General features: G+C 53.2%; 20 protein-coding genes. 18 read left to right on the top strand and 2 right to left on the bottom strand.

The annotated features are described in order from the left end of the window. A partial coding sequence (locus IKB43_06320; GenBank protein ID MBR2469750.1) for a DUF3332 family protein occupies positions 1–279 on the top strand: 279 nt, incomplete at its 5' end. A 126-nt stretch (positions 280–405) separates the two neighbouring features. On the opposite strand, the gene IKB43_06315 is transcribed toward IKB43_06320, so the two are convergent. Then, on the bottom strand, positions 406–1368 hold the full coding sequence (locus IKB43_06315; protein MBR2469749.1) for a threonylcarbamoyl-AMP synthase: 963 nt from the start codon (positions 1366–1368) through the stop codon (positions 406–408). Positions 1369–1475: 107 nt separating this feature from the next. Next, a complete protein-coding gene (locus tag IKB43_06310) occupies positions 1476–4358 on the bottom strand; it encodes a DUF349 domain-containing protein (protein ID MBR2469748.1) in 2883 nt (960 codons plus the stop codon). A gap of 420 nt (positions 4359–4778) precedes the next feature. Between IKB43_06310 and IKB43_06305 the strand changes: the two genes are divergently transcribed. From IKB43_06305 to IKB43_06225, 17 genes are all read left to right on the top strand, one after another. Beyond that, positions 4779–5699 (top strand): M23 family metallopeptidase, encoded by a 921-nt coding sequence (locus IKB43_06305; protein MBR2469747.1) that lies wholly within the window; start codon positions 4779–4781, stop codon positions 5697–5699. A 70-nt stretch (positions 5700–5769) separates the two neighbouring features. After that, the gene (locus tag IKB43_06300) at positions 5770–7173 is read left to right on the top strand and encodes a lamin tail domain-containing protein (GenBank protein ID MBR2469746.1); all 1404 of its coding nucleotides are present in this window, start codon (positions 5770–5772) and stop codon (positions 7171–7173) included. Beyond that, positions 7157–7930, top strand: coding sequence for a hypothetical protein (locus IKB43_06295; protein MBR2469745.1), 774 nt, complete (start codon positions 7157–7159; stop codon positions 7928–7930). The genes IKB43_06300 and IKB43_06295 overlap by 17 nt, the downstream gene beginning before the upstream one ends. Continuing rightward, the gene (locus IKB43_06290; protein ID MBR2469744.1) at positions 7899–9161 is read left to right on the top strand and encodes a hypothetical protein; all 1263 of its coding nucleotides are present in this window, start codon (positions 7899–7901) and stop codon (positions 9159–9161) included. Before IKB43_06295 ends, IKB43_06290 begins: the two co-directional genes overlap by 32 nt. Before the next feature lie 10 nt (positions 9162–9171). Beyond that, positions 9172–9630: a rhodanese-like domain-containing protein gene (locus IKB43_06285; GenBank protein ID MBR2469743.1), complete on the top strand. Its 459-nt coding sequence runs from the start codon at positions 9172–9174 to the stop codon at positions 9628–9630. A gap of 185 nt (positions 9631–9815) precedes the next feature. Next, positions 9816–11033, top strand: coding sequence for a dihydrofolate reductase family protein (locus IKB43_06280; GenBank protein MBR2469742.1), 1218 nt, complete (start codon positions 9816–9818; stop codon positions 11031–11033). A gap of 891 nt (positions 11034–11924) precedes the next feature. Continuing rightward, a complete protein-coding gene (locus tag IKB43_06275) occupies positions 11925–12524 on the top strand; it encodes a riboflavin synthase (protein MBR2469741.1) in 600 nt (199 codons plus the stop codon). After that, positions 12517–13758 (top strand): bifunctional 3,4-dihydroxy-2-butanone-4-phosphate synthase/GTP cyclohydrolase II, encoded by a 1242-nt coding sequence (locus IKB43_06270; GenBank protein ID MBR2469740.1) that lies wholly within the window; start codon positions 12517–12519, stop codon positions 13756–13758. Before IKB43_06275 ends, IKB43_06270 begins: the two co-directional genes overlap by 8 nt. Before the next feature lie 15 nt (positions 13759–13773). Further along, complete coding sequence (locus IKB43_06265; protein MBR2469739.1) at positions 13774–14238, top strand: 6,7-dimethyl-8-ribityllumazine synthase; 465 nt, start codon at positions 13774–13776, stop codon at positions 14236–14238. 107 nt (positions 14239–14345) lie between these two features. Further along, positions 14346–14783, top strand: coding sequence for a transcription antitermination factor NusB (gene nusB / locus IKB43_06260; protein MBR2469738.1), 438 nt, complete (start codon positions 14346–14348; stop codon positions 14781–14783). Positions 14784–14803: 20 nt separating this feature from the next. Continuing rightward, positions 14804–17863 carry a DUF2723 domain-containing protein gene (locus IKB43_06255; GenBank protein MBR2469737.1) on the top strand — a complete coding sequence of 1020 codons (3060 nt, stop codon included), beginning with the start codon at positions 14804–14806 and terminating at the stop codon, positions 17861–17863. 12 nt (positions 17864–17875) lie between these two features. After that, on the top strand, positions 17876–18799 hold the full coding sequence (locus IKB43_06250; protein ID MBR2469736.1) for a glycosyltransferase family 2 protein: 924 nt from the start codon (positions 17876–17878) through the stop codon (positions 18797–18799). A gap of 33 nt (positions 18800–18832) precedes the next feature. After that, positions 18833–19546: a polyprenol monophosphomannose synthase gene (locus IKB43_06245; protein MBR2469735.1), complete on the top strand. Its 714-nt coding sequence runs from the start codon at positions 18833–18835 to the stop codon at positions 19544–19546. Positions 19547–19563: 17 nt separating this feature from the next. Then, positions 19564–21270 (top strand): glycosyltransferase, encoded by a 1707-nt coding sequence (locus tag IKB43_06240; protein ID MBR2469734.1) that lies wholly within the window; start codon positions 19564–19566, stop codon positions 21268–21270. Positions 21271–21347: 77 nt separating this feature from the next. Beyond that, the gene (locus IKB43_06235; protein ID MBR2469733.1) at positions 21348–21608 is read left to right on the top strand and encodes a hypothetical protein; all 261 of its coding nucleotides are present in this window, start codon (positions 21348–21350) and stop codon (positions 21606–21608) included. Further along, a complete protein-coding gene (locus IKB43_06230; GenBank protein MBR2469732.1) occupies positions 21605–24256 on the top strand; it encodes a hypothetical protein in 2652 nt (883 codons plus the stop codon). Before IKB43_06235 ends, IKB43_06230 begins: the two co-directional genes overlap by 4 nt. Before the next feature lie 3 nt (positions 24257–24259). After that, positions 24260–25360 (top strand): PilT/PilU family type 4a pilus ATPase, encoded by a 1101-nt coding sequence (locus tag IKB43_06225; protein ID MBR2469731.1) that lies wholly within the window; start codon positions 24260–24262, stop codon positions 25358–25360. Positions 25361–25403: the final 43 nt, after the last annotated feature.

Raw genomic sequence — 25403 nt, 5'->3', positions numbered from 1 at the left:
GTGTACGGCATCTGCTTGTTCCTGGTGGACGGCCTGGTTCTCAACACCATCGAATTCTGGACCGGCTCCAACCCGCTGGCTTCTGGCGATTCCTACCATGAAACCGACGCCCAGGGCAACTCCATCGCCGCCGTGAAGAACGCCGATGGCACCATGTCCGTCGAAGTGACCGCCGCCAACGGCGAAAAGGCCAACCTCACCCTCCAGCGCGACGAAAACGTTGTCCGCGCTCTGGACGCTGAAGGCAACCTGGTTGCTCAGTACGAAATCGAAAAGTAATTCTACTACTTGAGATTACAACGAAGGGCTTCGGTATTTACCGAGGCCCTTTGCTTTTCCCCACGTCATCCTCGACGCCCTTCGACTTCGCTCAGGGTAAACTCCGGCGAGGATCCATGTGCTTTACTAAAACTTCTTGATACTCGCGCGACGCAGCCTGTCGTTCAACGCCATCCCCAGTCCCGTGTCCGGAATAGGGTCTACCAGAATCAGGTCGTATTCAGGCCTGTCCAGTTCGTGCATCAGGGCGTACAGCTTGGCGGTGGCTTCCACCAGGTCGCCAGTTTTAGACAAATTAACGGTTGCTGGAATCGGACCTTCTGTCGTCCCGAATGCAATTCTCACGGTTCGGGTCGGCAACTTGTAGTCTTTTTTTATTGGCCCATAATATAGCGGAACCTGTGGCCTGTAGTGGGTATCCAACTGTCCGGGCGCCGCCATGGGTTTGCCGGGTTTGGAGCTGGAAACGCCTAACGCCACCTTCCCGAGGACCCGCTCCACCATTTCGGCGGTGACGGCGCCCGGTCGAAGGATCGTGGGCGTCTCGTTCAACAGGGAAATGATGGCGCTTTCTACGCCCACCTGGCACGGCCCGCCATCGACAATGCCTGCGATGCGTCCGCTCAGCTGTTCGGCCACATGCATAGCCGTCGTCGGGCTTACATGCTTGAAAAGGTTCGCGCTGGGGGCGGCCAAGGGAAGATTCGACTTCCGGATAATTTCTTGTGCTACCGGGTGTGACGGGAACCGCACCGCCACAGACGGAAGCCCGCTTGTGGCAAGGTCCGGAATGCAGTCCTTCTTGGGGAGCACCAGCGTCATGGGCCCGGGCCAGTAGGCTTCGGCCAACCGGTAGGCTGCATCGGGAATGTCCCTAGCCACGTCGGCCAGTTGCTTGATGTCGCAGATATGGACAATCAGGGGGTCGAAGGTGGGGCGCTCCTTGGCGGCAAAAATTTTCGCCAGGGCGTCGGGATTGTACGCGTTTCCTGCAAGGCCATAAACTGTTTCGGTAGGTATAGCCACCACCTGGCCGTCCTGCAATAGCCGGACCGCCTCGTCAACACTTGTCCAGGGAGGGAATTGCATTTTCAGTTGTCAGTCGTCAGTTTTCAGTTGTGAGTGCAGCGAGCTTCAAGACATTCCAATCCAAAGTCTCAAAACTCACAACTCAAAACTCAAAACTCTCACGCCTCTTAGTTCTCCGCGGGTTGCTCCGCTTCGTCCTTGCGGCCGAAGGCGAACACCTGGTCGCAGGCGGAGTTGAACCGTTTCCACACCTTGTCGGATTCGCTACGGGGCACGGCACCCACCTCTTTCCATAGGCGGCGGAGATGCTTCACCTTGTTCATGGCGCCAACGACAGTCTGTTCGCTCAGGTCGGTGAGCAGGTCTTCGGCCTGTTCGCACAGCAGGATCTTCTTTTGCAGGTTATTCTGACGGGCCTGTTCCTGGATATCCAGCTGGTCACGGCGCCGGCTGAAGAAGTCGTCGCAGATTTCGCGGAAGTCCTTCTGCAGGTTCACTTCGTCTAGACCGCAGGAACCCAATTCCCGCCATTCCTTCTGGAGGTCGCGGACGGCATCGGCCAGCTGGTTGCTGCCGGCGCTTTCGGCAAACTGTTTTACCTTCTCGATCATCGCCTGCTTTTTCGCCTTGATGTCGGCGAGCTGCTTCTTGATGTCTTCGTTCACCTGGGCGTACTTGTCCATGAACTGGTTCACGAAGCTTGCAAAACGGCTGTTGATGGTCTCGATGGCTTCTTTCGGAACCATGCCGATTTCTTTCCATTCGGCTTCAAGAGACTTGACGGTATCCACCAGTTCCTGGCTGATGTTCGACAGGTCCAGGGCCTCAAGCTTTGCGCAGAGGTCTTCTTTCTTTTTCAGGTTCTCCTGCTTGGCTGCGTCCATCTCTTCGAAATGGCCACGCTTCTTCTCGAAGAATCCGTCGCAGGCGCTGCGGAAGCGGGCCCAGATTTCTTCGGACTTGCTCTTGGGCACAGGACCGATGGTCTTCCAGGATTCCTGCAGCTGCTTGAGCTTGCCGGAGGTGGCGTTCCAGTCGGTAGATTCCGTCAGGGCTTCGGCCTCTTCGCAGAGCTTGAGCTTGCGCTCGTAGTTCTCTTCGCGGGTCTTGTCCTCTTGCTTCAGGATTTCCTTGTGCTTGGCGTAGAACTCGCCGGTCACCTTCTTGAAGCGCTCCATCAGGGCGGCAAGGCTTTCTTTAGGAACCATGCCGATGTTCTTCCAGGATTCCTGGATTTCCTGCATGGTCTTGAACTTGTCCTTCCAGAAAATTTCGGCGTTGTTCAACAGGTCTTCGGCCTTCTGGCAGAGGGCTTCCTTGTCGGCAAGGTTCTTGACCCTTTGTGCCATGCGCTCTTCGATAAAGGGAGCGCAGTTCTCCTTGATTTTTTCGAACAGTCCCTGGAAACGGTCCTTGAATTCCGCAAACTTGGTGGGCGAAATGGGTCCGATGTTTTTCCACTTGGTGGCGAGGTTCTTGAGCTTGTCCAGCACTTCCTGGCTACCTTCTTCCTTGGAAAGCAGTTCCAGTTCGTCGAGGATGGAGGCCCTGTCGTTCTCGTTGTGCCAAGACTGCCACTGCCGCATTTCCTGGAAACGTTCCGTGGCGGACTTGTATTCCAGCCACAGCTCGTGGTACTTGAATTTCTGGTCGCCTACGATGTCTTTCCATTCCTGGAAGGCGGCCCTGAGCTTGAGGCTCAGTTCCTTGAAGTCTTCGTTTTCGTTGAAGCCCTTGACCCGCTCGATGATGGCCTTGAGCTTTTCGGAATTCTTTTCGAAGCGTTCCTGGGCAGAGGCGTTGAAGGCCGCAATCTTTTCGCCCAGCTTGCTACGGAGAGAGTTGTATTCTTGCAGTTCGGGGTCGCTGCCTTCCAGCAGGGGAAGCTTTTCCCATTCCCGGACAATGCCGTGCAGGTGCTTGGATGTGGTTTCGGAGCATTCCGTGTCGGCGAGGGCCTGAAGCTGGTCCAGAAGTTCCCTGCGGTTGGATTCCTTCTCTTCGGTGGCTTCTCCTTCTTCGGCAGGAGCTTCCTTCTTTTTCAGGTCCTGAACCTTGAAGAACAGCTGGTTGAACTTGCGGATGGCATCGGGAGTCATCTTGGACTTGTTCTCGTTCCATTCGGCGATAATCTGGTCTGCCCGTTCTGTGTTTTCCTGGAGCTTGTTTTCGTTTACCAGGGCTTCCAGTTCGGCACAAGTTTCCATCAGGTGGTTGACCAGGGCCTGCTTTTCGGCTTCGGCCTTTTCGGCGGCGATGCGGGCGGCATCGGCTTCGTCGCAGAACTTGACGAAGCTGGCGTAGATTCCGTCCAAAGTGGCTTGGGCAGGGCCCATCCCCAGGGCCTTGGCTTCTTCCATCAGTTCTTCAAACTGGCCCTTTACAGAAATGGGGTCTTTCTGGGCGGCCAGGTGGTGGGCCTGCTGGATAAGGGCTTCCCGCTTGCTCATCAGGAGCATCTGGGCGCGCTTTCCGCCATCGGCGGCGTCTTGCATGGCCTTGACCTTGTCGGCGGCCACCTTGCGCACGGAGGTGTGCTTGGAAGACTTGGCCACTTCTTGAAGCAGGCTTTCCGAAGAAAGCTTGTTCACCGCTTCCATGGCCACCTTCTCGACGGCATCCTTGGTGGCGGCGATGGCGAGCAGGTTCGCCTTGCTCACCAGCTTCACCAGCTCCAGGCGGAGCTCGGAGGAGGGCAAATTCTTGATCAGGTCTTCGGCGTAGCGGGTGTCTTTCAGTTCGTTGATAAAGCGCAGGGCCTCGGGGGAGGCTGCGCGGGAATCCTTGAGCTTGCGGACAATCTCATCGAAATAGCGGGACTCGGCCAGGCGACGGACGTGGGCGTCCTTGTCGTTTTTCGAAATCTGTGCGAGGGCGGAAATCACTGTCAGTTTCTTGACAGCTGCCGTGCGGACTTTGGGGTCTTCGTCGTACAGGGCGATTCGTTCAAAGGTGTCCTGATTGGAAGGTCCCATTTCCTCGACGGCCTCGATACGCTTGTCGGGGTTGGAATTCTGCCATTTCGGTTTAAATGCATCCAGTAAGCTCATAATATCTCCAAAGGGTAAAGGGGCTTTTCAGGGCCCGTTCCTGTAATTTACATAAAAACTTTTAATAATGTATATGTTTTTTTAAGAAAATGGGGATTTAGGGGCTGGGATCTAGGGGCTAGGATCTAGGGGTTAGGATTTAGGGGTTAGGACAGACGGTCTCAAGAGGTGTCATCCTCGCACAGGCGAGGATCCGCTTGAGTAATGAGTTGTCGGTTATGAGTTGTGAGTTCTTATAGTCGCGCCTTTGGCGCCAAATTATGCACTGAGGATTGAAAACTCACGACTGATAACTCAATATTGTGGTGCTCAGGGCTGGGAATTCCCCTTTTTTGTTCAAAAAACGCCAATTTTTTTGGAAGAACGGAAAAAACGGCCCAGGGGTGTTTTGTAGGCCCTCATTTTTCTATCTTTTGCGCCGTGAATTTTGCAAAGACCACTATACACTTTCAGAATTCCTCACGGTCCGTGACCCTCCACGTGCCGTCTTTGGTGTTCCGCGGGCTTCCGTTTTTGAAGTTCCTGCTGGTGGTGGGCTTTTTGCTTTTCTTGGCCCAGTTTGCGGCGACGACCGTCTATCGTGGTCTGCTGAACCACGTTTTAGAAGACCGGGCCGAACTGGACCGCGACCTCTCCCAGATTCAGGGAACGGTGGATTACCTGAACCGCACGTCTGCGGATTTCCTTGGTGACGAACAGCGGCTTCATTCCAAGTATGGCTTGCCCCTGCCCGACGAAGAGGAGCGCAGCCTGGGTACAGGCGGTTCCGTGGAGCCCAAGTCCAAGTTGCTTATGGAAACGTCCCCCGTGTTCGAAAAGATGGCGAACCTGAGGGACGAGGCGAACCGCCTGCAGGGCAAGCTGGACAACAACAGCGGCGCGTTCTACAACCTGACCGATTTTATCAAGCAGAAACAGTCCGCTTGGCGTTTTGTGCCTTCCATTTCGCCCACCCAGGGCCGTTACGCTTCTTCTTTTGGCCCGCGTATCCATCCGGTCACGGGCGAGGTGGGCAAGATGCATTATGGCGTGGATATCGCCAATGACCGCTGGACACCCATCTATGCTTCTGCCGACGGTGTGGTGGACGTGGCCCAGATGAGCTCTACTTTTGGAAACTTCGTGACCATCAATCATGGCAACGGGATTGTGACCCGCTACGGCCACATGCAGATGTCCCTGGTCAATCCTGGGCAGTTTGTCCGCCGTTACCAGATTATCGGTTATATGGGAAACACAGGTCGTTCCGTTGGCCCTCATCTTCATTACGAAGTCTGGGTGAACAACAACCCGGTGAATCCTCTTGCCTATATGCTCCCAGGCGACTACGCCGTGGATTGAGCCCCCTGACCTGTTCCGCAAGGTGGCACCCTTCGGGGTAGCAGTAAGGGAAAACCCTTAGGGGTTTATCTTGAAATACATCTTGTTTTTTTCCTCCCTGGCGGTGGCTTGCCCCCAGTTTGTGGAAATATTTCCTGACCCGACAGAGGTGCCGGACCAGCAGGGGGAGTTCGTGGAAATACGCATGGATTCCTCTTTCTTCGCGGAGTCCCTTTTTGTTTCCCTGGACGGAAAGGCGGCGCTTGGTTTTCCTTATCCGGAGGGTAGCCGTTTTGTCCTTTCTCACGGGAACGCCTTGTGTCCGGACAAGGAGGGAATTGCCTGTGGCGACCTGGGCAGTTACAGCCTGCCCAATTCCCGGGAGTCCGTCTGGAAATTGCAGGCGGGAACCTGTGCGGACTCAATCCATCTCGACAAGCCGAAGGCCGGCAAGTCGTTCCAGCGCAAGGGCTACGGGGACCAGTGGGTTCTGGACGAACCTACGCCCGGGTTCGGAAATCCCCTTTACGAACTGGACTTGGACGACTGCGGGATATCCCGTGTGGAGTACGAATTCAGGGAAGACCATTGGTGGGTGTCCGGCAGGGTTTCGGGCTGCAAAAACACTTGGCTGCATTATGAATATCTGGACTTGTATCGTCCGAGTTCGGGCAAGATCGATTCGCTGCATGTAAATGAATTCTTCTCTTTCGCCATTCCGGTCAAGAATCCTTTTCTGTTGCATTTGCAGGTTCCCGACGATGAAATTTCTGTAAACAACAGCGAGGATACGCTGGTGGTTCAGGTGGGTAATTCTCCCTTGATGGTCACCGAAGTGCACCATTGCCCAGAAGAACCCATGCCCGAATGGGTGGAGGTCTATAATGCCTCCCAGGTGGCGCTTCCGCTGTCCAAAATCAGACACTGCAGTCGCGGGAACTTCTGGGGTGCTGATGCAGATTCCATCGGGCCTTACGAAAGCGTTCTCGTGTCCAAGGATACGGCAGCCCTGCGGGAACAGATAGTGTATAAGGATGTGAAAATGGTGCAGGCTTCCATCGGCTATCTGAACAATACGGCGGGCTCCTTTTCGCTTTGCTATGGCGATGCCGTTTTGGACAGTGTCGGTTGGGACAAGTTCACGGTGAGCTGTCCGTCGGGCTTTAACCCAAAGACGGGAGTGGCTGAAAATACGCCAGGATTTCAGGGTAGGCATTCTGAAAAATATGGCGAAGAACCGGTTGTGTACAAACTATCATCAAGGGTCTTGCGAAAGCGGGGAGATCCTTTGCGGGTAAAGGTGGAGAGCGACCGGGAGGTAATGTTGAACCTGCTGGACAGCGCGGGCCAGGTGGTCTGGAAACAGAAGGCGCCAGCCATGTCCAACGCCTGGTGGAATGTGCCGGTGCAGGAATATGCGGGGGTGGGTGCGGCCTATGTCAGGATTTCGGCGGGTTCTTTTGAAAAGGTGGTGGGAATTGTCGTTCGTCCGTAGTTTTCTGCCGGTGTTTCTGCTGGCGAGTTTCGTTTTTGGCCTGGATTCGCCGGTGCCCTTTGTGAAAAAAAGTGTGGCGGGTTCATCGGAACTTTCTGGATGGTATTCCAGTCCGGCAAGGGTGGGGGAGCCTGCCTTCGGGTTTTCGTACTGGAACGTGCCGGAGGTATATGACCGGTGGGCTATGAGCGCTGCCGGGGAATGGGGAAGCAGGCTTTACCGGGTGGCGTTCTTCTACTCTTATAGCGAGATGGATAGCCTTTTCAGGGAACACTATGGGGAACTGGACGGGGCTTACGGGTTAGGCCCTGCGGTATTTGGTGCTGGTTATGGGACATTGTTGGATTTGGTTTCTCGGGAAGTTGGCTGGGTTCGACACCGCATAAAGGCAGGTGCGGGACTTCGATGGGGTAACTTGTACGGAAGCCTCTGGACCATGGGCTTTACCGACGAAACCTGGACGGGAATGGGAAGTCTTTTGTGGAAGCCGACCGAAGTGTTTTCCCTGTCGGTGGAATCGGACGGCAAATCTTTGGGAGTAGGCCACGATTTCTATTTTAGGTTTGGCTCGCTTTCCAGTTTTTACACATTCCCGCGGTTTAGCGTGGGGGTGGAACTGGTCCTGAACCTGAAATTTCTGGAATGGGGCGGAACTCACGGCTTTGGCAACGGAAATCTGGGGTGGAACGGGTTGTGGCTCCGAAAAAAATTGTATTTTCAAAAGTATGACGGAGATTCCCAAAATCGGAAGTATTGACTGGGCTATGGCTTCGGTGGCCATCGGAGTCCTGCTTGTGGTGGTTTGCCTGGTGTGCTTTATGCTGCTCAGGGATAGCCGAAAAAAACAAAAGTTCTACAAGCGCTTTGGCAATAACGTGAACGAGGGAATCGTGGTGCTGTCCCAGAATCTGGATTACCTGTACAGCATGCCTCTTTTTGCCGAAGAACCTCTGCTAGAAAAATTAGTTCAGGGACAAAGTTTACAAGAGCTCCTTGACCCCAAGGATTGGGGCAGGATGCGTTTGTTTTTTGAGGAAACAGAAAAGCATAGGGATATCCCTTTTCTCTTTTCGGTAAAATTGGAAGACAGAGATATTCTGTGGTATGAACTGCGCTGCTTTATTTATCGGGCGTCCCTGTCGGAATATCATTATGTGTGTTTTCTGAAAAATATAACCAGGGAACAGGAAACCCGCAGGGAGCGCCAGAATTTACAGGATACCCTGGACTTGATGTTGAAAACGACAGGGGATTTCTTGTGGAGCCTGGATGTGGAAAAACGGTTGGTGACATTCTTGACACCCATCGTGGATGAGGATTTCCTGATACTTCCCCGATCTGCCGGAGGTGTGGAACTTACAAAGATTATGCCCGAAGAGGATGCTGCCCTTTTAGATAAGCTGACGAACCGCTACATTCTGGAATACAAGGCGGACAACAGCATTATCGAAAAGAATAAGTTGTATCCTCCGGTGAAGATTCGCCTTTTCAACAAGAAAGGAAATGTTTTTTGGTACAACCTTCGCGGCTTGATCGCTTTTGACGAAGAGGGTAACCTGGTATTCCGGGGGGTGGCGAACCGCCTGGACCTGATGATGGATAATTTTGTTTTTGATCCGGACCATAATGAAAATGCTCTTTTCTCGGCGGCTTTGTCCTTGCCTGATTTGCGGGTTTTCTGGGTAGATAGGGAATTCAAAATTCTAGGGGCGAACCAATGCTTTGCCAATGCCTTCCATGTGGATGACTTGGCGTCGATACAGGGGAAACCCTTGAGCAGCGTGGCGTTTTCAAAGCCTCTATTGTATTTTAATAAGGTCTTGACTGAAGTTTTTGAAACGGGTCGTCGTGTGTCCTGGAAATCCGAGGGCGACGAGCTGGATTGTCCCATGTTCTTTAACGTGGTCCCCTTAAAAGAAAAAAGCGGCGTTGCCTTGCAGGCTCTGTGCGCTTATATTAGACTAGATTTTCAAAACAAAGAGGTATAATATGAAAAAGATGATTGGACTTGCTTTCTGTACGGCTTTTCTTGTGGCCGGTTGTAACGAAACTCCCAAGCAAGAAACTGCAACCGTAGAAAAGAAGGCTCCGGCGGCTGTGGCGGCTGTAGCCCCTGCGACGCCGGCACAGTCGGTAGAAGCAGCACCTGCGGCAGAAGCACCTAAGGCCACCATTACGGATATTGACTGGAACAAGGCCCTGGAAATGAGCAAGGCGGGAGCCGTGCTCATTGACGTGCGCACTCCTGCCGAAGTGGCCGAGGGCATGGTGCCCGGTGCTATCAACATCCCGCTGCAAGAAATTGAACAGCGCCTTTCTGAATTTCCCAAGGACAAGGACCTGCTGATTTACTGTCGTAGCGGCAAGCGCAGCATGGCCGCTTCCAACTTCCTCATCGAAAACGGATATGACAAGGTGTTCAACGTGGTGGGCGGATTTTTGGCCTTCCCGAAATAGTTGTGAGTGATGAGTTGTGAGTGGTGAGTGATGTGGGATGAGTAATTTCACACCTCGCTCCTCAAACCTCAAAGGCGCAAAGCGCCTAAACGATACTTGGCAACTTGTTGCTCTAGTAGAGTTATGCCCTTTGGGTAGACCTCAGAGCGAAGCGACCTCAAATCCCTAGCCCCTAATTCCTCCCAATGAATTTCCTGCAGCTTGCACTTGAACTTTCCTTCGGGTCCATCGGCGTAAGCCGCCCGAATCCGGCGGTGGGTGCCGTTGTAGTGAAAGACGGACTGGTTGTGGGGCGGGGGGCGACGCAGAGCCCTGGGAACGCCCACGCCGAAGTCATGGCTCTGCGTGACGCGGGCAGTCTCGCCCGCGGGGCGGCCGTGTTTGTGACGCTGGAGCCCTGCTGCCATTACGGCCGCACGCCCCCCTGCACCAAGGCTATCGTCGAGGCGGGAATTTCCGAAGTGTATTTTGCCCATGCAGACCCGAACCCGGCTGTCCGCGGCAAAAGCCGTGGCATTCTGGAGGCCGCCGGCGTCAAGGTTTACGAGGGCAAAGATGCTTGCCTGCGGGCCCATGCCGAAAGCGGCTGGAACGACAGTTGCTCTGCCGAGGGTTGCACCCTCCTTTCTCCCGACGAATCGGAAAACGAGGGCGCGGTAGTCTTTGCCGAAATAGAACGTTTCTTTGAAGCGTACGATTACTTTGTACAAAACAAGAAAACCTTTGTAGAAGTCAAGATGGCCGTTTCGGAAAGTGGCTTCATGGGAATGCTGGGCGGTAACGGTCGTCCCGCCCCCTTGAACATCACAAAGCAGGGAGCAGCCTGCTGGAACCATGAACTGCGGGCCATGAGTGACGCCATCCTGGTGGGGGCGGGAACGCTCCTTGCCGACAATCCTTCTTTGGATGTGCGTTTTGCCCATGGCAACAGTCCTGTAAAAATCTTGTGGGCGGGGCATCACGAGTTTACGGAATCGGAAATTTCGTCGTTGAAGTTCTTTTCGCAGGCTGATGGCGAAACTTCGATTCCACGACTGGTGTTTACTTGCGTTGAGCAGCCCGCCATCAAAGGTGAAACAATCCTTTTAAGTGGCAACACCTTCGAAGAAAACTGGACGCAGATGATTGCGGAACTTTCCCGCCGGGGGATGCACCGCCTGATGGTGGAACCTGGCGTCCATTTAGTCGAAAAGATTTTCGGCAATTCAGGTGATCGAGGCGAAAAAAATACGCCTCTGTGGAACCGCCTGGATTTGTGGAAATCTACTGACCCTTCCGTAGAGCGAATTTTATCTCAAGAAAATTGCGAGGGAATCGCATTCCCGGGCGTGCCCGATTCCGCCGTGGCAAAGGAATCCGCCATCATCGGCCCCGATGTGTTGACGGTGTATTACCCGGGGTAATTTCAGACAAAGTGGACCTGCAGGACCAGTTTTTTCAAAAACATTAGCCAAAACTGTTTTTTTCTTACATTTCAAAGTGAGCAAATTACAAACTTACGGAGAAAATAAAGAAAATCAGTTTTTTGCTGGTATGCGCTACGGCAATATGAGTATGAGCCTGAAGTTCCAAAGACTTCGTTTTTTTTTTACGATGGTATGAAAGGGAGATGCCCCGTCAAGCGGGGCATGACAAGGGGTGCGGCTTCTTGGAGGAAACTCGCAGGGACTAACAGTCACAAGAGTTTCCGCCTGCGGTAACTTACCGTTCCTGTTAAAGCGAATCTCACCAAAAAAAAGCATTTATTTCCTGATCCTGCCGCTTGTTTTTCGACCGAGATGTGTGCTTCTCGAGAGAGCAATCGAATGAAATGAGTCTGTGATTCTGTGAGCGACAAGCGCCTGGTATTGACCGGGCGTGGTCGCGAGAGTGAGGCGATACCGGAGACTTGTTTCTAGCAATAGAGCCGAACGGTCGTTATAAGGAATGTACACATCGAGGGTGAGAATTGTTGAAAAAAGGGTTTTAGGGGCGAAGCCCTTAGGAGAGGGGGTGATGGAAGCCTTGGCGAGATCGTTGGATTGTGATTGCTTCACCCCTATTCGGGGTTCGCAATGACACTGCCGGCTTCTGTCTAATCGCCAAGGCTGCAATCAGGGGGAGGCTTCCCCCACACACCACATTATTGAGTTATCTGTCGTCAGTTCTCAGTCCTCAACATATAATTTGGCGCCAAAGGCGTGACTATGGGTAACTCACAACTTATAACTGACAACTCATTACTAATCTCACACCCCACATTTCCCCAGTCCCTAGCCCCTAGATCCTAGCCCCTTTTCTATATTTGCCCCCGTATGTTTACAGGTATCATTCAAGCGACGGGTGAGATTGTTTCCCTTATGCCCCGCGGGGACGCCCTTTCCATGGTGCTCCGGGCTCCGGGCTTTTTCAAGGACTGCAAACTGGGCGACAGCGTGGCCAACGACGGTGTGTGCCTTTCGGTGGAATCCTGCACCGCAGACGAGGCGACTTTTTGCCTGATGCACCAAACGGTGGAAAACACCGCCTTCAAGGCTGCGGCTCCCGGCAAGCTGGTGAACCTGGAACTGCCTTGCCGCGCTGACAGTTTTATGGGTGGGCATTTTGTGATGGGCCACGTGGACTGCGTGACCGAGGTTATCCAGGTGGTGCCTCGTGAAACCGGTGTTGAGGTGGACCTGAAGATGCCTGCGGACCTGAAGCGCTACATTATCCGCCGGGGCTCCATCTCCCTGAACGGCATCAGCCTTACGGTGGCCGAGAAGTTCGAGGACTCCATCCGGGTGTGCATCATTCCGGAGACTCTGGCCCGCACGAACCTCCGCAACTGGGTGGCAGGGACCGTCGTGAACGTGGAAGTGGATATGCTGGGCAAGTATATCGAGAATTATTTGAAGGAACGTGACCTTGCTTAATACTATCGAAGAGGCCATAGAGGATTTCAGGAACGGAAAGTTCCTTATCGTAGTCGATGACGAAGACCGCGAGAACGAGGGCGATTTTGTCATCGCCGCCGAGAAGATTACGCCCGAAAAGGTGAATTTCATGCTCCACGAGGGTAGGGGCGTGCTTTGCGCACCGCTGCCTATTTCCCGCTGCCACGAGCTGAATTTGACCCGCCAGACGGCGGAGAACACTTCCATGCTGGGAACCCCCTTTACCATCATGGTAGATAAGATTGAAGGCTGCACCACGGGGGTTTCGGCCCACGACCGTGCGGCTACCATCCAGGCCCTTGCCGACCCCAATTCCAAGCCAGGCGATTTTGGCCGGCCGGGACACATTTCGCCCCTGTATGCCCAGGAGGAAGGCGTGCTCCGCAGGGCTGGCCATACAGAAGCTGCCGTGGACCTGGCACGACTTGCCGGACTCAGGCCTGCCGCCGCCCTCATCGAAATCATGAACGAGGACGGCACCATGGCCCGTCTTCCGCAATTGATGGAAGTGGCCAAGAAGTTCGGTCTCAAGATTATTTCTATCCGGGACCTGATTGACTACCGCCTGAGAAACGAAAAACTGGTGCAACGTGTGGCAGCCCCCCACGTGTCTACCAAGTACGGCGACTTTACCGCCTATGCCTATAGGAGCAAGACCGACGGCGTGGAGCATGTGGCCTGGGTGGCCGGAGACCCCGACTTCAGCAAGCCGGTTTACGTGCGCGTCCATAGCGAGTGCCTTACCGGCGACATTTTCGGGAGCCTGCGCTGCGACTGCGGCGAACAGCTGGCCTCCGCCATGAAGTTCATCGGCGAACACGGCGGCGTCCTTTTGTACCTGCGTGGGCAGGAGGGCCGTGGAATCGGGCTGTGCAACAAGCTTCGGGCCTACGAGCTGCAAGAGAAGGGCATGGACACGGTGGAGGCGAACCTTCACCTGGGGTTCAAGTCGGACCTGCGCCAGTACGGCACGGGAGCCCAGATTCTTGCGGACCTGGGGGTGCGGGAGATGCGTCTCTTGACCAACAACCCCAGCAAGATTTCGGGCATTTCGGCCTACGGACTCAAGATTGTGGAACGGGTGCCCATCGAAATCAAGCCCAACGAGAAGAACAGGTTTTACCTGCTGACCAAGCAGAAGAAGATGGGCCACCAGCTGCATGTGGACAGCGACACCGCCGCGACCGGCGAAGTGCCCAGCGAAAAGGTTTAAAAAGAGGATATGAACATGGTGAACGAAATCAAGAATTCTCTGAACGGTACAGGCCTCAAGGTGGCCATAGCCGTCGCCCGCTTCAACGAGGTGGTCACCGACAAACTCCTGGAAGGGGCTGTCCGTGAACTGGAACTGCTGGGCGTTGCCGACAAGGACATTACCGTGGTGCATGTTCCTGGCGCTTTCGAACTGCCGGGCGTGTGCCGCAGGCTTGCCGACAGTGGCAAGTACAGTGCCGTGATGGCCATCGGCGCCGTGATCCGTGGGGAGACCAGCCACTACGATGTGGTGGTGAACGCCTCTACCGGCGGTGTGGCAAGCATTGCCGCCGAAGGCAAACTCCCGGTGATTCTCGGGATTCTTACCACCGACACTGTGGACCAGGCCATGAACCGCGCAGGCCTCAAGGCCGGAAACCTGGGATCTAACTGGGCCGCCACCGCCGTGGAAATGGCGAATCTTTATAAGAACATTTAAATGAAAAAGTTGATTCGGATTTCGGATTTATGATTTCGGAATTTTACTCTAGATAAACAATTCCGAACTCCGAACTCCGAATTCTGAATTAGTTAGAAGATCTACTTATGAATAAGACATATAGACCCGCCCGAGTTTTTGCCATGCAGCTCCTGTATGCCATGGAGATTACGGGCTCTACGGCAGGGGAGGCCCTTCCGGGAGTTCTGGAATCCCAGCCCCTGCAGGACGACCAGAAAAAATACGGGATGAAGCTGGTGGACCTGGTGCAGGCCCATCGCGAAGAACTGGACGAAGACATCAAGGCCTGTTCCGTGCACTGGGAAATCGACCGCATCGCAAAGATTGACTGCATTGTGGCACGCATCGCCATGGTGGAACTGCTGTTCGTGCCAGACATTCCCGTAAAGGTGGCCCTGTCCGAGGCCGTACAGATTAGCACCAAGTACAGCACCGATTCGTCGGGAGCTTTTGTGAACGGTCTTTTGTCGGGGTTTATGAACAAACGCGGAATCAGCACAGGAATTCAAAAAAAGGATAAGTAGTCGTGATTAAAGAAAAGTGGATGAAACATATTTTTGCAGGGATTGCCAGCCTTGTAGCCCTGATCGTCTATGCCATGACCATGGCGCCCACGGTCTCCTTCTGGGATTGCGGCGAATTTGTGGCCTGCGCTAATACCCTCGGTATTCCGCATCCTCCTGGAACGCCGTTCTTCGTGTTCTTCGCCCGTGCAGTCATTGTGCTGCTTCCCTTTGTCGAAGAAATCGCGAAGCGGGTGAACTACATCTCCGTGGTGAGTTCAGCGGCTACGGTCTATGTGACGGCTCTCTTTGCCTGGGAACTTTTGGCAACGGTCCTCAAGACGGACGCCCTTGCCGAAAGGATTTCTTCTAAGGTCCGCACTATCGTGCTTGCTACCGCCGCTCTCGTGGCCGGTTTCTTGCTGACTTTCTCCGATACCTTCTGGTTCAATGCGGTGGAAGCCGAAGTCTATGGCGTGGCCATGTTTATCTTGATGCTGGTATCCTACCTTGGCCTGGTGTGGTACAACAAGAGGGACGAAGACGGTAGCGACAAGATTCTGATATTTATCTGCTACATCGCATTCCTCGGTATCGGCGCCCACCTCTACACCATGCTTACGGTGCCAGCGGTGTTTGTCCTTTTGCTTGCTGCCCAGCCCAAGAAAATTGTGGAACGCATTCCCATTTGGATTACGGGAACGCTTCTCTGTTCCGTGATTTACATGGTGTCGGCATTTATCGAGATTTCTCTTGTTTGCCTTGTGGTTCTGGCAATTCTTGCCGCAATCAAGCCCTTTGCTCCCAATGTGAACAAGGCCATCCGCCTTTCTCTTGCTTTTGCGTTCTTCGCTCTTGTGGGTTACAGCACTCACCTTTACATTCCCATCCGTTCCGAATTGAATCCCATTATCGACGAGAATGACCCCGAAATCAACATTCGCGACGAGCAGGGCAACCTGCAACTGGGCAACCTGTTCAAGAGCGAAAACTGGGAGGCATTCAATAACTTTGTGGAACGCAAGCAGTATGGCTCCGAAAGCATGATTAGCCGAGCCTTCTACCGCCGTTCCCAGCTGGCCCACCAGGTGCTCTCGTTCCCCAGCATGAGCTATGGCGGCTACCAGATGGCCCAGTACCTGCCTTACAAGGTGGGCGGTGTAAACTACGCCAACGGGGTCTATACTTTCGATGCCTCTGAGAACGAACCCCTGGAACGTTTCGGTATCAAGTTCCCTACCCAGATGAGCTTTATGGGCGATGCGGTGCTCCCGCAGTTCCTGATATTCGTTCTCATGAACGGCCTTATCGTGATGGTCTGCGTATTTATCTGGAAACGCAACCGTCGCTTGGGAATTTATACGTCCGTGCTGTACGTACTTTGCAGCATGGGACTCTTGTTCTACATCAATTTTGCCGATGGTACCCGCATGGAACAGCGGGAGCACGACTATTGGGTGAGCATCATGACCCGGAATGTTCAGGACTTGAACAGCCGTGGGGCAGCAATTCCCATGGTGCCCGATCCCAACGACTTGATTGACTTGCGTCAGGATATCGAGCGCACCAAGATCCGCATCGAAGTGCTTCGCCAGCGCAATACTCCGGCCCCGAAAATCGCCGAGCTTGAAAAGAAACTGTCCTCTTTGCAGAATTCAACGGCATGGCAGGCCTGGCAGAAAATTGAAAACGGCTTTGCCCAGGTGGGTGCCCGTGCGCCTTTCCCAGATGCGGTCCACATGGAAGTCCGCGAGCGTGACTACTTCTACACGCCGGCTTTTATCTTCATGAGCCTGATTCTTGGAATCGGCGCAGGCATTCTGGTGCTGACCTGCGCCACAGGTGCCTACGCGGCTTTTGCAAGTCCTGTCGCTGCGGTGCTTGTTTTGGTCTCGTTCCTTGTGCCCTGCATTTCGAACTACAAGGAGCACGACCGTTCCGGCTTGTGGGTTCCTTGGGATTACGCCTATAATTTGCTGAACAGTTGCCGCCCGAACGCCATCCTTTTTACCAACGGCGATAACGATACCTTCCCGCTTTGGTTTGCGCAGGAAGTCGCCGGTATCCGCAAGGACGTGCGCGTGGTGAACCTTTCTCTGGGCAATACGGACTGGTACATCAAGCAGATGCTGGACAACGAACCTATCTTGAAGCTCAGCTACGACAAGAAGACTATCGACAGCGACATGGTGCTGGACAACAGCTCCGCTTCTAATCCGAACCATCAGGTCTCTACCTGGGTCAAGAACGCGGAACGTTTGATGCCCCAGCTCAAGGCCCGTATTGACCAGCTGGAAGGTCAAGAATTGTCTGCTGCTGATTCTGCAAAACTGCTGCAGTTCAAGGTGCACTACCAGGTATGGGACGCCTTTGTGGATTGGGCGAACCGCACCCGCAGCAGCATGATGCTCACCCAGCATAAACTGGTCATTGACCTTGCCCTGCAGAACATGGACAAGCCTATCGAAATTTCTACGACGGTGGGAACTTCCAACTTCATGGGGCTTGAAAAGTACATGGTCCAGGAAGGTATGGTCTATAACTTTGTGAAGGGCGATTTGGAACCCAAGCGGAACGCCTTTGATGCCGCCTATACGGCCTCTCTCATTGATTCCGTATACAAGTTCCGCGGTCTGGGTGATGGAACCGCCTTTATCAATTCTGAAACGGAAAGACTCCTTTCCAGCTACATCTCGCTGTACTTGCAGATTTCTTTTGATGTCCGCGACCAGATTTCTGCGCTTCGTCAGGAACATCCCTTTACCAAGGAAAAGAAGGCTACTGTAGACAGCCTTGCCTTGCAGGCCACCAAGTACTTGGAATTGGGTATACGCCAGTTCCCCAAGGAATGGCGTTGCTACTGGGCGGCCGCTTTCGTGTTTGAGGCCGCCGGCATGAAGCAGGAAGCTTTGAATGTCTTGAGCAAGGGTATCGCAGCTATTCCCGATTACGAAGAAGGGGGCAAGGCTAGACTTGCCATGAGCCTGCAACAGATTTCGGCTATGCCGGATGAACCTTTGCAGGTAGAGGAACCTCTTCCTGAGACGGATTCTACCGTTGAAACTTCTGATTCCACTCCTACAGTAGCGATGGCTCAGTAAATCGAGGTCATGATGGATTTGTCGATGGTCATCCCGGTCAAGGAAGAAAGCGAAAACCTTCCGGAACTGCTCAAGGAAATCGTAGCCGCCATAGAGCCTACGGGTTTTAGTTACGAAGTCATCATTATCGATGATGGCAGCAGGGATAACACTTGGGATGTTGTAGAAAGCCTTTCTAAGGAATATCCCTTTATTCGCGGGTTCCGTTTCCAGTTCAACTGCGGCAAGGCCGATGCTCTTGCCTTGGGCTTTTCGAAGGCCAAGGGCAACTATGTGGCCACTTTGGATGGGGACCTTCAGGACGACCCTCTAGAAATCCCCAAGATGATCAAGATTTTGGACGAAGGCTACGACCTAGTATCCGGCTGGAAAATTCGTCGTCTGGATCCTTGGCACAAGACCTGGCCTTCCAAGCTTTTCAACTTGACCGTTTCCATGGTCTGCGGCAAGCGCCTTCACGACTTTAACTGCGGAATCAAGGCCTACCGCCGCTCCGTGGTGCGCTATATCGAACTTTATGGCGATTACCATCGCTTTATTCCTGTCATGGCCAAATGGCAGGGATTCCGCATTACCGAAATGCCCGTGGCCCACAGGGCCCGCGTTCATGGGGTGTCCAAGTATGGCATTTCCCGCTTGGTGTCAGGATTCCTTGATTTGGTGTCCCTAATGTTCATGCGGAGCTTTTCGACTAAGCCCCTTCATTTCTTTGGCCTGATCGGCCTCTTGTTTATGCTGGTGGGCCTGGGCATTTGCGGCTATTTTGGCTACGAATGGCTCCAGACGGGGGCGCTCCATGTGCGTCCGCTCCTGCTTGCAGGCGGTTTTGCCCTGGTCATGAGCGTGCAGTTTTTCTCCTTGGGACTTCTTGGAGAGATGGTAAACGGTCACCGCAAGCAGACTTTCCCCATTGCTGATACTCTCGGTGAGGAATGATTTTGTAGATTGTAAGTGAATGTAGAGGAATTTATGTCTTACCCGAAAAGCCTGGTCATTATACCCACCTATAACGAAAAGGAAAACATCCTTCTCATTATGCCGGCCATTCTGGAGCAGAATCCCTGTCTGGAAATTCTGGTGGTGGATGACGGAAGTCCCGATGGTACGGGTGACCTGGTACAGGCTGAATCGGAAAAGAACCCGAGAATCCACTTGATTCGTCGCAAGGGTAAGATGGGCCTTGGCTCGGCATACGTGACGGGCTTTAAGTGGGCTTTGGAACGGGATTACGAGCGCGTCGTTGAGATGGATGCGGACTTTAGTCATTCCCCTGCGGACTTGAGCCGTTTTTTGGAAATGGCTGAAGATGCCGACCTGGTTTTGGGTAGCCGCTATCAGGACCGTCGTATCAGCGTGGTGAACTGGGATTTGCGCCGCCTTATCTTGAGCTACGGTGCTAATGTCTACACCCGTTTAGTGACTAGGCTTCCGGTAAGTGATGCTACCGGTGGTTTCAAGTGCTTTCGTCGCGAGGCCCTGCAGGCCCTGAATCTCGACAAGATGAAGAGCGACGGCTATTGCTTTCAGATTGAAACCACCTTCAAAATCTGGAAAAAGGGCCTTCGGGTTAAGGAAATCCCCATCGTGTTTACGGACCGCACCCGCGGGACCTCCAAGATGAGCGGCGGTATCATTTCCGAGGCGTTCTTCCTGGTTCTTAAACTTCGCCTTGGGCTGGCTTAAGCAATTCCGCATTTGCAATGTATTCTTGCTCTGTTATCATTATCGCCTATAATTCCTGCGACTTTATTCCGGCCTGTCTAAAGTCCATTCGGAATGCTTGTGAGAATGTGGATGCCCAGGTGATTGTTCTGGACAACGGTTCCAAGGAACCGGTGCTTCCTGAAATAAAGGAGTTTTTCCCCGAAGTCACTTGGTTGGAATCCAAGGAAAACTTAGGATTTGGTAAAGGCTGTAATTTAGCCGAGAAGCATGCGACCAACCCCTATTTGTTCTTTGTGAATCCCGATACGGTGGTGTCACGTGATTCCTTTACCAGGGCGCTGGACTTTATGAAGGAGCACCCTGAAGCGGGAACAGTGGGCTGCCGTATCTTGAATGAAGATGGTTCTCTTCAGTGGGCTTGTCGTAGGTCTTTTCCTACGATTGTTTCTGCGGTGTCTAAGACGATAGGTCTTGCTTCACTTTTCCCGAAAAGCAAGACGCTGGCGAGCTACAACATGACATACGCCGATCCCGATGAGATGATCGAGGTCGATGCCATAAGCGGCTCGTTTTTCTGCATCCGCCGCGATGTTTATGAAAAGCTGAATGGCTTTGATGAAGACTTTTTCATGTATGGCGAAGATCTGGACCTCTGTTTTCGCACCAAGGAAATGGGACTCCACAATTACTACACTCCGGTCACGAACATCTTGCATTTCAAGGGCCAGAGCTGTCGTACTCGTCGCTGGGGGTCCTATGTGGATTTTTATAAGGCCATGCTTATCTTTGTAAAGAAACACAAGGACCTTTACTTTGTTCCGAATTTTCTCGTGTCGTTTGGTATCATGTTTGCGGCTTTTGTGGGCATGTTCTCGCGCCTGATTCCCAAGTTTTGGAAGATGTTCCTGGATTTGGGCATGATCGCCGTGTGGGCGATTGTAAGCCTGCGTATGGAATGCTACGATGTCGGTGGTTGCAGTTTTGAGGTGAATTCTGTTGGCCGTATTGTTGGTATGGGGGATTGCGGTGGACCAGATTCCGCTCCGACTAACTGTATTTGGGATTTCAATCAGTTCATGGATTTGTGGCTTATCGTCATAGTCGCCCTAGTGAATATGGTGTTCCTCGTTTTTCGCGGGGAATATACGGAATCGAACCTCAAGGGGGAGAAGTTCCTACGCTATTTAGTACCGCTGAATATCTTGGCAATCGCGGGTTATGAGACTTTTGCTTATCTTACGCAGCGACCGTCTATTGGCGATGCCGTAGATGGCTTGCCGTATTTCCCCGGTCTTGCCCTTTTTGCCGTCTGTTCCAGCCTCTTTATCCCGCTGGCACTCCTTGCCTGGCGCCGCGTCGCATTCTGGATAAACTATTTCTACCGTATCTTTGCGAAAAAGCGCCACCGCTCCATTCTGCTCGGCGGTCGCGAAGATTCTCTCAATAACTGGTTCGATAGCTACAACGTGATTCCCGGCATTGAGATTCTCGGCTGCGTGAGTGGCGAACCCGAAAAGCTTTCCGAAGAGAACCGCAAGCACCTGCTCGGGCCCCTTTCGGACATGGAATCCATCTGCAACCGCACGGGCTGCCGCGAGCTCCTGGTGGTGTCCAATTTCTCGGGTTATCGCGAGGATTTTGACATCAATTGGCTCGGCAAACTCGGCCTGAGGGTCTATTTGCTCATCGGAAACGGTAAAAACGGCAATTTTGCCTTAATAAACCTTAAATATTTGCAATAAATACAGTTTCTTTTTTTCGTTTTTGCCAAAATAGAGTTATTTTTACTCTTGTGTAAGTTGTTGATTTTTAAGGTGTTATGTTCGATCAGTCCCTTTTAGATATTCTATGTTGCCCCGAAACCAGGGGTAAACTCAAAATGGCGGATGAAAGTACTCTTTCGACGCTGAATAGTGCCATTGCTGCCGGTACGACAAAGAACATTGGTGGCGAGAAAGTGGCCGAAATTTTGGATGAGGCCCTGGTCACAATGGACGGGAAACGGGTGTACCCCATCCGTGAAGGAATCCCTGTTCTGTTGGTTGACGAAGCGATTTTGCTCTCATTGGAGGAAAAATGACGGTAACGCTGGAATCTTTGAGAAAGACCATCGGTAAAAAGAAGGTAAATACCCAGGCCTTTGCTTGGCTTGCCGATTTTGAGAGAGAAGCGGGTGACCTGGACACCTCATTAGAGCGCATTGACGGTGGGTTGACCCTGTATCCTGGAGATTTGGCCGCTCACCTTGTCCGTACCAAGATTTTGTTTGAGAAGGGTGACTATGAGGGCTGTATAGAAGAGTGCGCCAAGGTCCTCAAGATGGATCCTTTCTGCCTGTCTGCCCAGAAACGTATGGGCGATGCCTATGAGAAGGTGGAGAAGATTAACGAGCGCAACCAGTGCTACCGCAAGGTCCACGATATGGATCCGCTGGACCAGTTCTGGAAAGACGAGTACGATGTTGTGGCTGCCGCCACAGCCGCTGCTGCGGGTGCGGAACTGGGAGAGATGGATCTGACCATGCCTGGCTTGGAACCCGCAAATGCCGACGCCTCTATGAACTACTCTATGGGTGAAGAGGCTCCCTTCTTTGAAAAATCCCCCGAAGAGGCTGTGGTTCCTGAAGAAAAGGGGCCCAAGTTTGGCAGTGGCTTTGAGTTTGTAAACGAGGAACCTGCTGCGGCTACTGCAACGCCGGAGCCTGAATCTGCGACTCCGGAAACAACTGCATTTGAATCTCTGGCCGCGGAAGCTAGCAATGCGGATGATCCCTTTGCTGCTTTGTCGGCCTTGATTCCTGACTCCGATGCCGGTGACGAGGCCGCAATGGATAGCCTGCAGGCATCTCTGGATTCCGCTATGGAATCCATCAGTGCCGAAGAACCGTCGGCTCCGGAGGTATTCCCTGCCGACGACGACATTTCTGGCGGCGACGTGAATTCCGCCATGTCCAACTTCTTTGGCGTGGACGACGACCTGGAACCCGAAGAACCGGCGGCCCCGGCCTCTCCGTTCTCCAACCTGAACCTTTCGGCGGGTATCGACGACGAACCTGCGGCGGCGGAAAACGCAAATAAGGTGTTCAGCTCTCCTGCACCCGAAGACAAACCTCAGAGCGTGGACGACGCTTTCGGCTCCATCTTTGGCGAAGACGAACTGCCCGAAGAACCTTCTGCGACCGCAGCTCCTGCAGCAGATAAGCCCCAGAGCATCGATGATGCTTTCGGTGATATTTTCGGCGAAGACGAACTGCCCGAAGAACCGGCTGCGTTCCAGAAGTCTGCAGAGGTGGAACCTCCTGCCGAAGTTGAACCGCCAGTGGCAGAGTCGGCTCCTGCAGCTCCTGCTGCAGACAAGCCCCAGAGCATCGACGATGCCTTTGGTGATATTTTCGGTGAAGATGAACTGCCCGAAGAACCTGCGGCATTCCAGAAGTCTGCAGATGAATCGATGAACCTGACGGGAGATGCTCCTGCAGTGGCTGAAACGGTTGAACCTGCCGCAGACGAATTGTCGCTTGCAGGCGATGACTCTTTGAATCTTGACGATACTCCTGTAGACGCAAGTGACTGGTCTCCGTTCCAGAAATCCGCGGATACTACGATTGAAGAAACGCCTGTTGAAGAGGCTCCTGCATCTGGAGATTCCCTGTTCGAAAAGTCTGCGGAGACAGAACCGGCCAAGGAAGAATCCTCTGACAGTGTTGGTGGAGCCTTTGATTCTCTCTTCGGTGCCGACGAAGACCTGCCCGAAGAGTCGTCTGGCCTTTTCCAGAAGTCTGCCGAAATTTCGGCCCCTTCGATTGATGCAACTGAGCCTGCAGCCGAAACCTTGCCCGAAGAACCGGACATAGAGGAATCTCCGGTTGAACAGACTGCGGAACCTGCAATCGAGGAACCGACTGCAGAATTGGAAATGCCTGCCGAAGAAACCAAGGAAGTGGAAAGCAGTGTAGACAATGCTTTCAGTTCCATTTTCGGAAGCGACGACGACCTGCCGCAAGAAGACCTTGCCGTGGGCGGTGAGACAGCGACTACGGAAGAGCTGCCTGCTGCAGAACCGGTTGCAGAAGTACCTGCCGAAGAGCCTGCCGTTGAACCCGCCACTAGTGCAGAATCTTTCTCTCAGAATGCAAGCGATTTCGAGAAGGAGATGGGCGGTGCCTTCGATAGCCTGTTCGGTAGCGAAGAAGAAAGTACCGGTGCGGCTGTCGAAGAAAAGAACATCTCGACAGAATCCCTGGAAGAAGGCCTGGACAAGTCCTTTGATAATTTGTTCGGAGAAAGCGACGATGTGGCGGCAGACGTTCCTGTTGAAGAAAAGCCTGCCGCGCCTCAGGCCGAAGCTGCCACTCCGAAAACGGATTTCGACAATTTGGAATCTGAAGTTTCGGGGGCCTTCAAGGGTCTTTTTGAAAGCGATGATGATGACCTTCCGGTCGAAAAGCCTTCGAACAAGGGCGTTGACTTTTTGATGTCCGGCGATTCCGATGACGAAGTCTCTGCAGGCCTTGTGAAGGATCCTTCGGCTACTCTGGACAGTGTCAATGCTGACCTGGAAGCAAGCCAGAATACCCGTACCATGGCTGAAATCTACTTGGAACAGGGAATCTGCGACAAGGCTCTGGAAATCTACCAGGACCTGGCCAAGAAGGAACCCGAGAACAAGGAAATTCAGGATCGCCTGGAACAGGTTCGCAAGATTTACAACGAAAAGTTTGGAGGCTAGTAGATGGCTGATTTAAGGATTGAGCAGTTACTTCGCGAAATGGTAAAGAGCAAGGCCTCTGACTTGCACATTCGCGTCGGGACTCCTCCTATTTTCCGCATCAACGGCTCCCTGGTAAAAATTTTTGATACCCGCATCGACCCCGCCATGATGGATTCCTTCTTGGACGATATCATGAACCGGGACCAGAAACAGCGCTTTGAAACCAACAAGGAATGTGACTTTGCCGTAGGCGCCCGCGACATGGGCCGTTTTCGTGTGAACGTGTTCCGCCAGCGCGGCACCATTGCCGTGGTGATTCGTCATATCAAGGCGAAGATTCCTCCTTTCGAAGAGCTGGGACTCCCCGATGTGGTGAAGGACTTGGCCTTGACCCGCCGTGGCCTTATTCTGGTGACGGGTACGACGGGTTCCGGTAAGTCTACGACCTTGGCCTCTATGCTGGATTACATCAACCAGAACGAGTCGGTGAACATCATTACGGTAGAAGACCCTATCGAATACCTGTACAACGACAACAAGGCCATTATCTCTCAGCGTGAGCTTGGCGTGGATACCCTGTCTTACGCGAATGCCTTGCGTGCGGCGCTTCGTCAGGACCCGGATGTGCTTCTGGTGGGTGAAATTCGTGACCTGGAGACTATGGCCATTGCGCTTACGGCAGCGGATACGGGCCACATGGTGTTCGCCACCATCCATACCACCAACGCTACCGAAACAATTCAGCGTGTGCTTTCTATGTACCCGCCCCACCAGCACGACGAAATCCGCTTGCTGCTGGCAGAAGTTCTGGCTGGCATTATTTCGCTCCGCCTGTTGCCCACCAAGGACGGCAAGGGCCGCGTGCCTGCTGCCGAAATTTTGGTGAATACGGCGGCCATCAAGGAATACATCAAGGACAAGGACAAGCTTCCTATGGTGGAAACGGCCATTGCCGAAGGCCACATGCAGTACCATAGCCAGACCTTCGACCAGTCCCTGCTGGAACTCTACAACGAAGAAAAGATTTCTCTGGACGTGGCCCTGAATGCGGCTACCAACAGGGATGACTTCGAACTGAAGATTCGCGGTATTACCGGCACGTCCGAGCGCGGCTGGATGTAATTTTATTCGGATCGTCATTTTTTTACTTCCCCGGGCTAGTCTC

This window comes from Fibrobacter sp. (genome assembly GCA_017503015.1).
GTDB lineage: Bacteria > Fibrobacterota > Fibrobacteria > Fibrobacterales > Fibrobacteraceae > Fibrobacter.
This window is presented reverse-complemented; position numbering and strand designations above follow the sequence as displayed.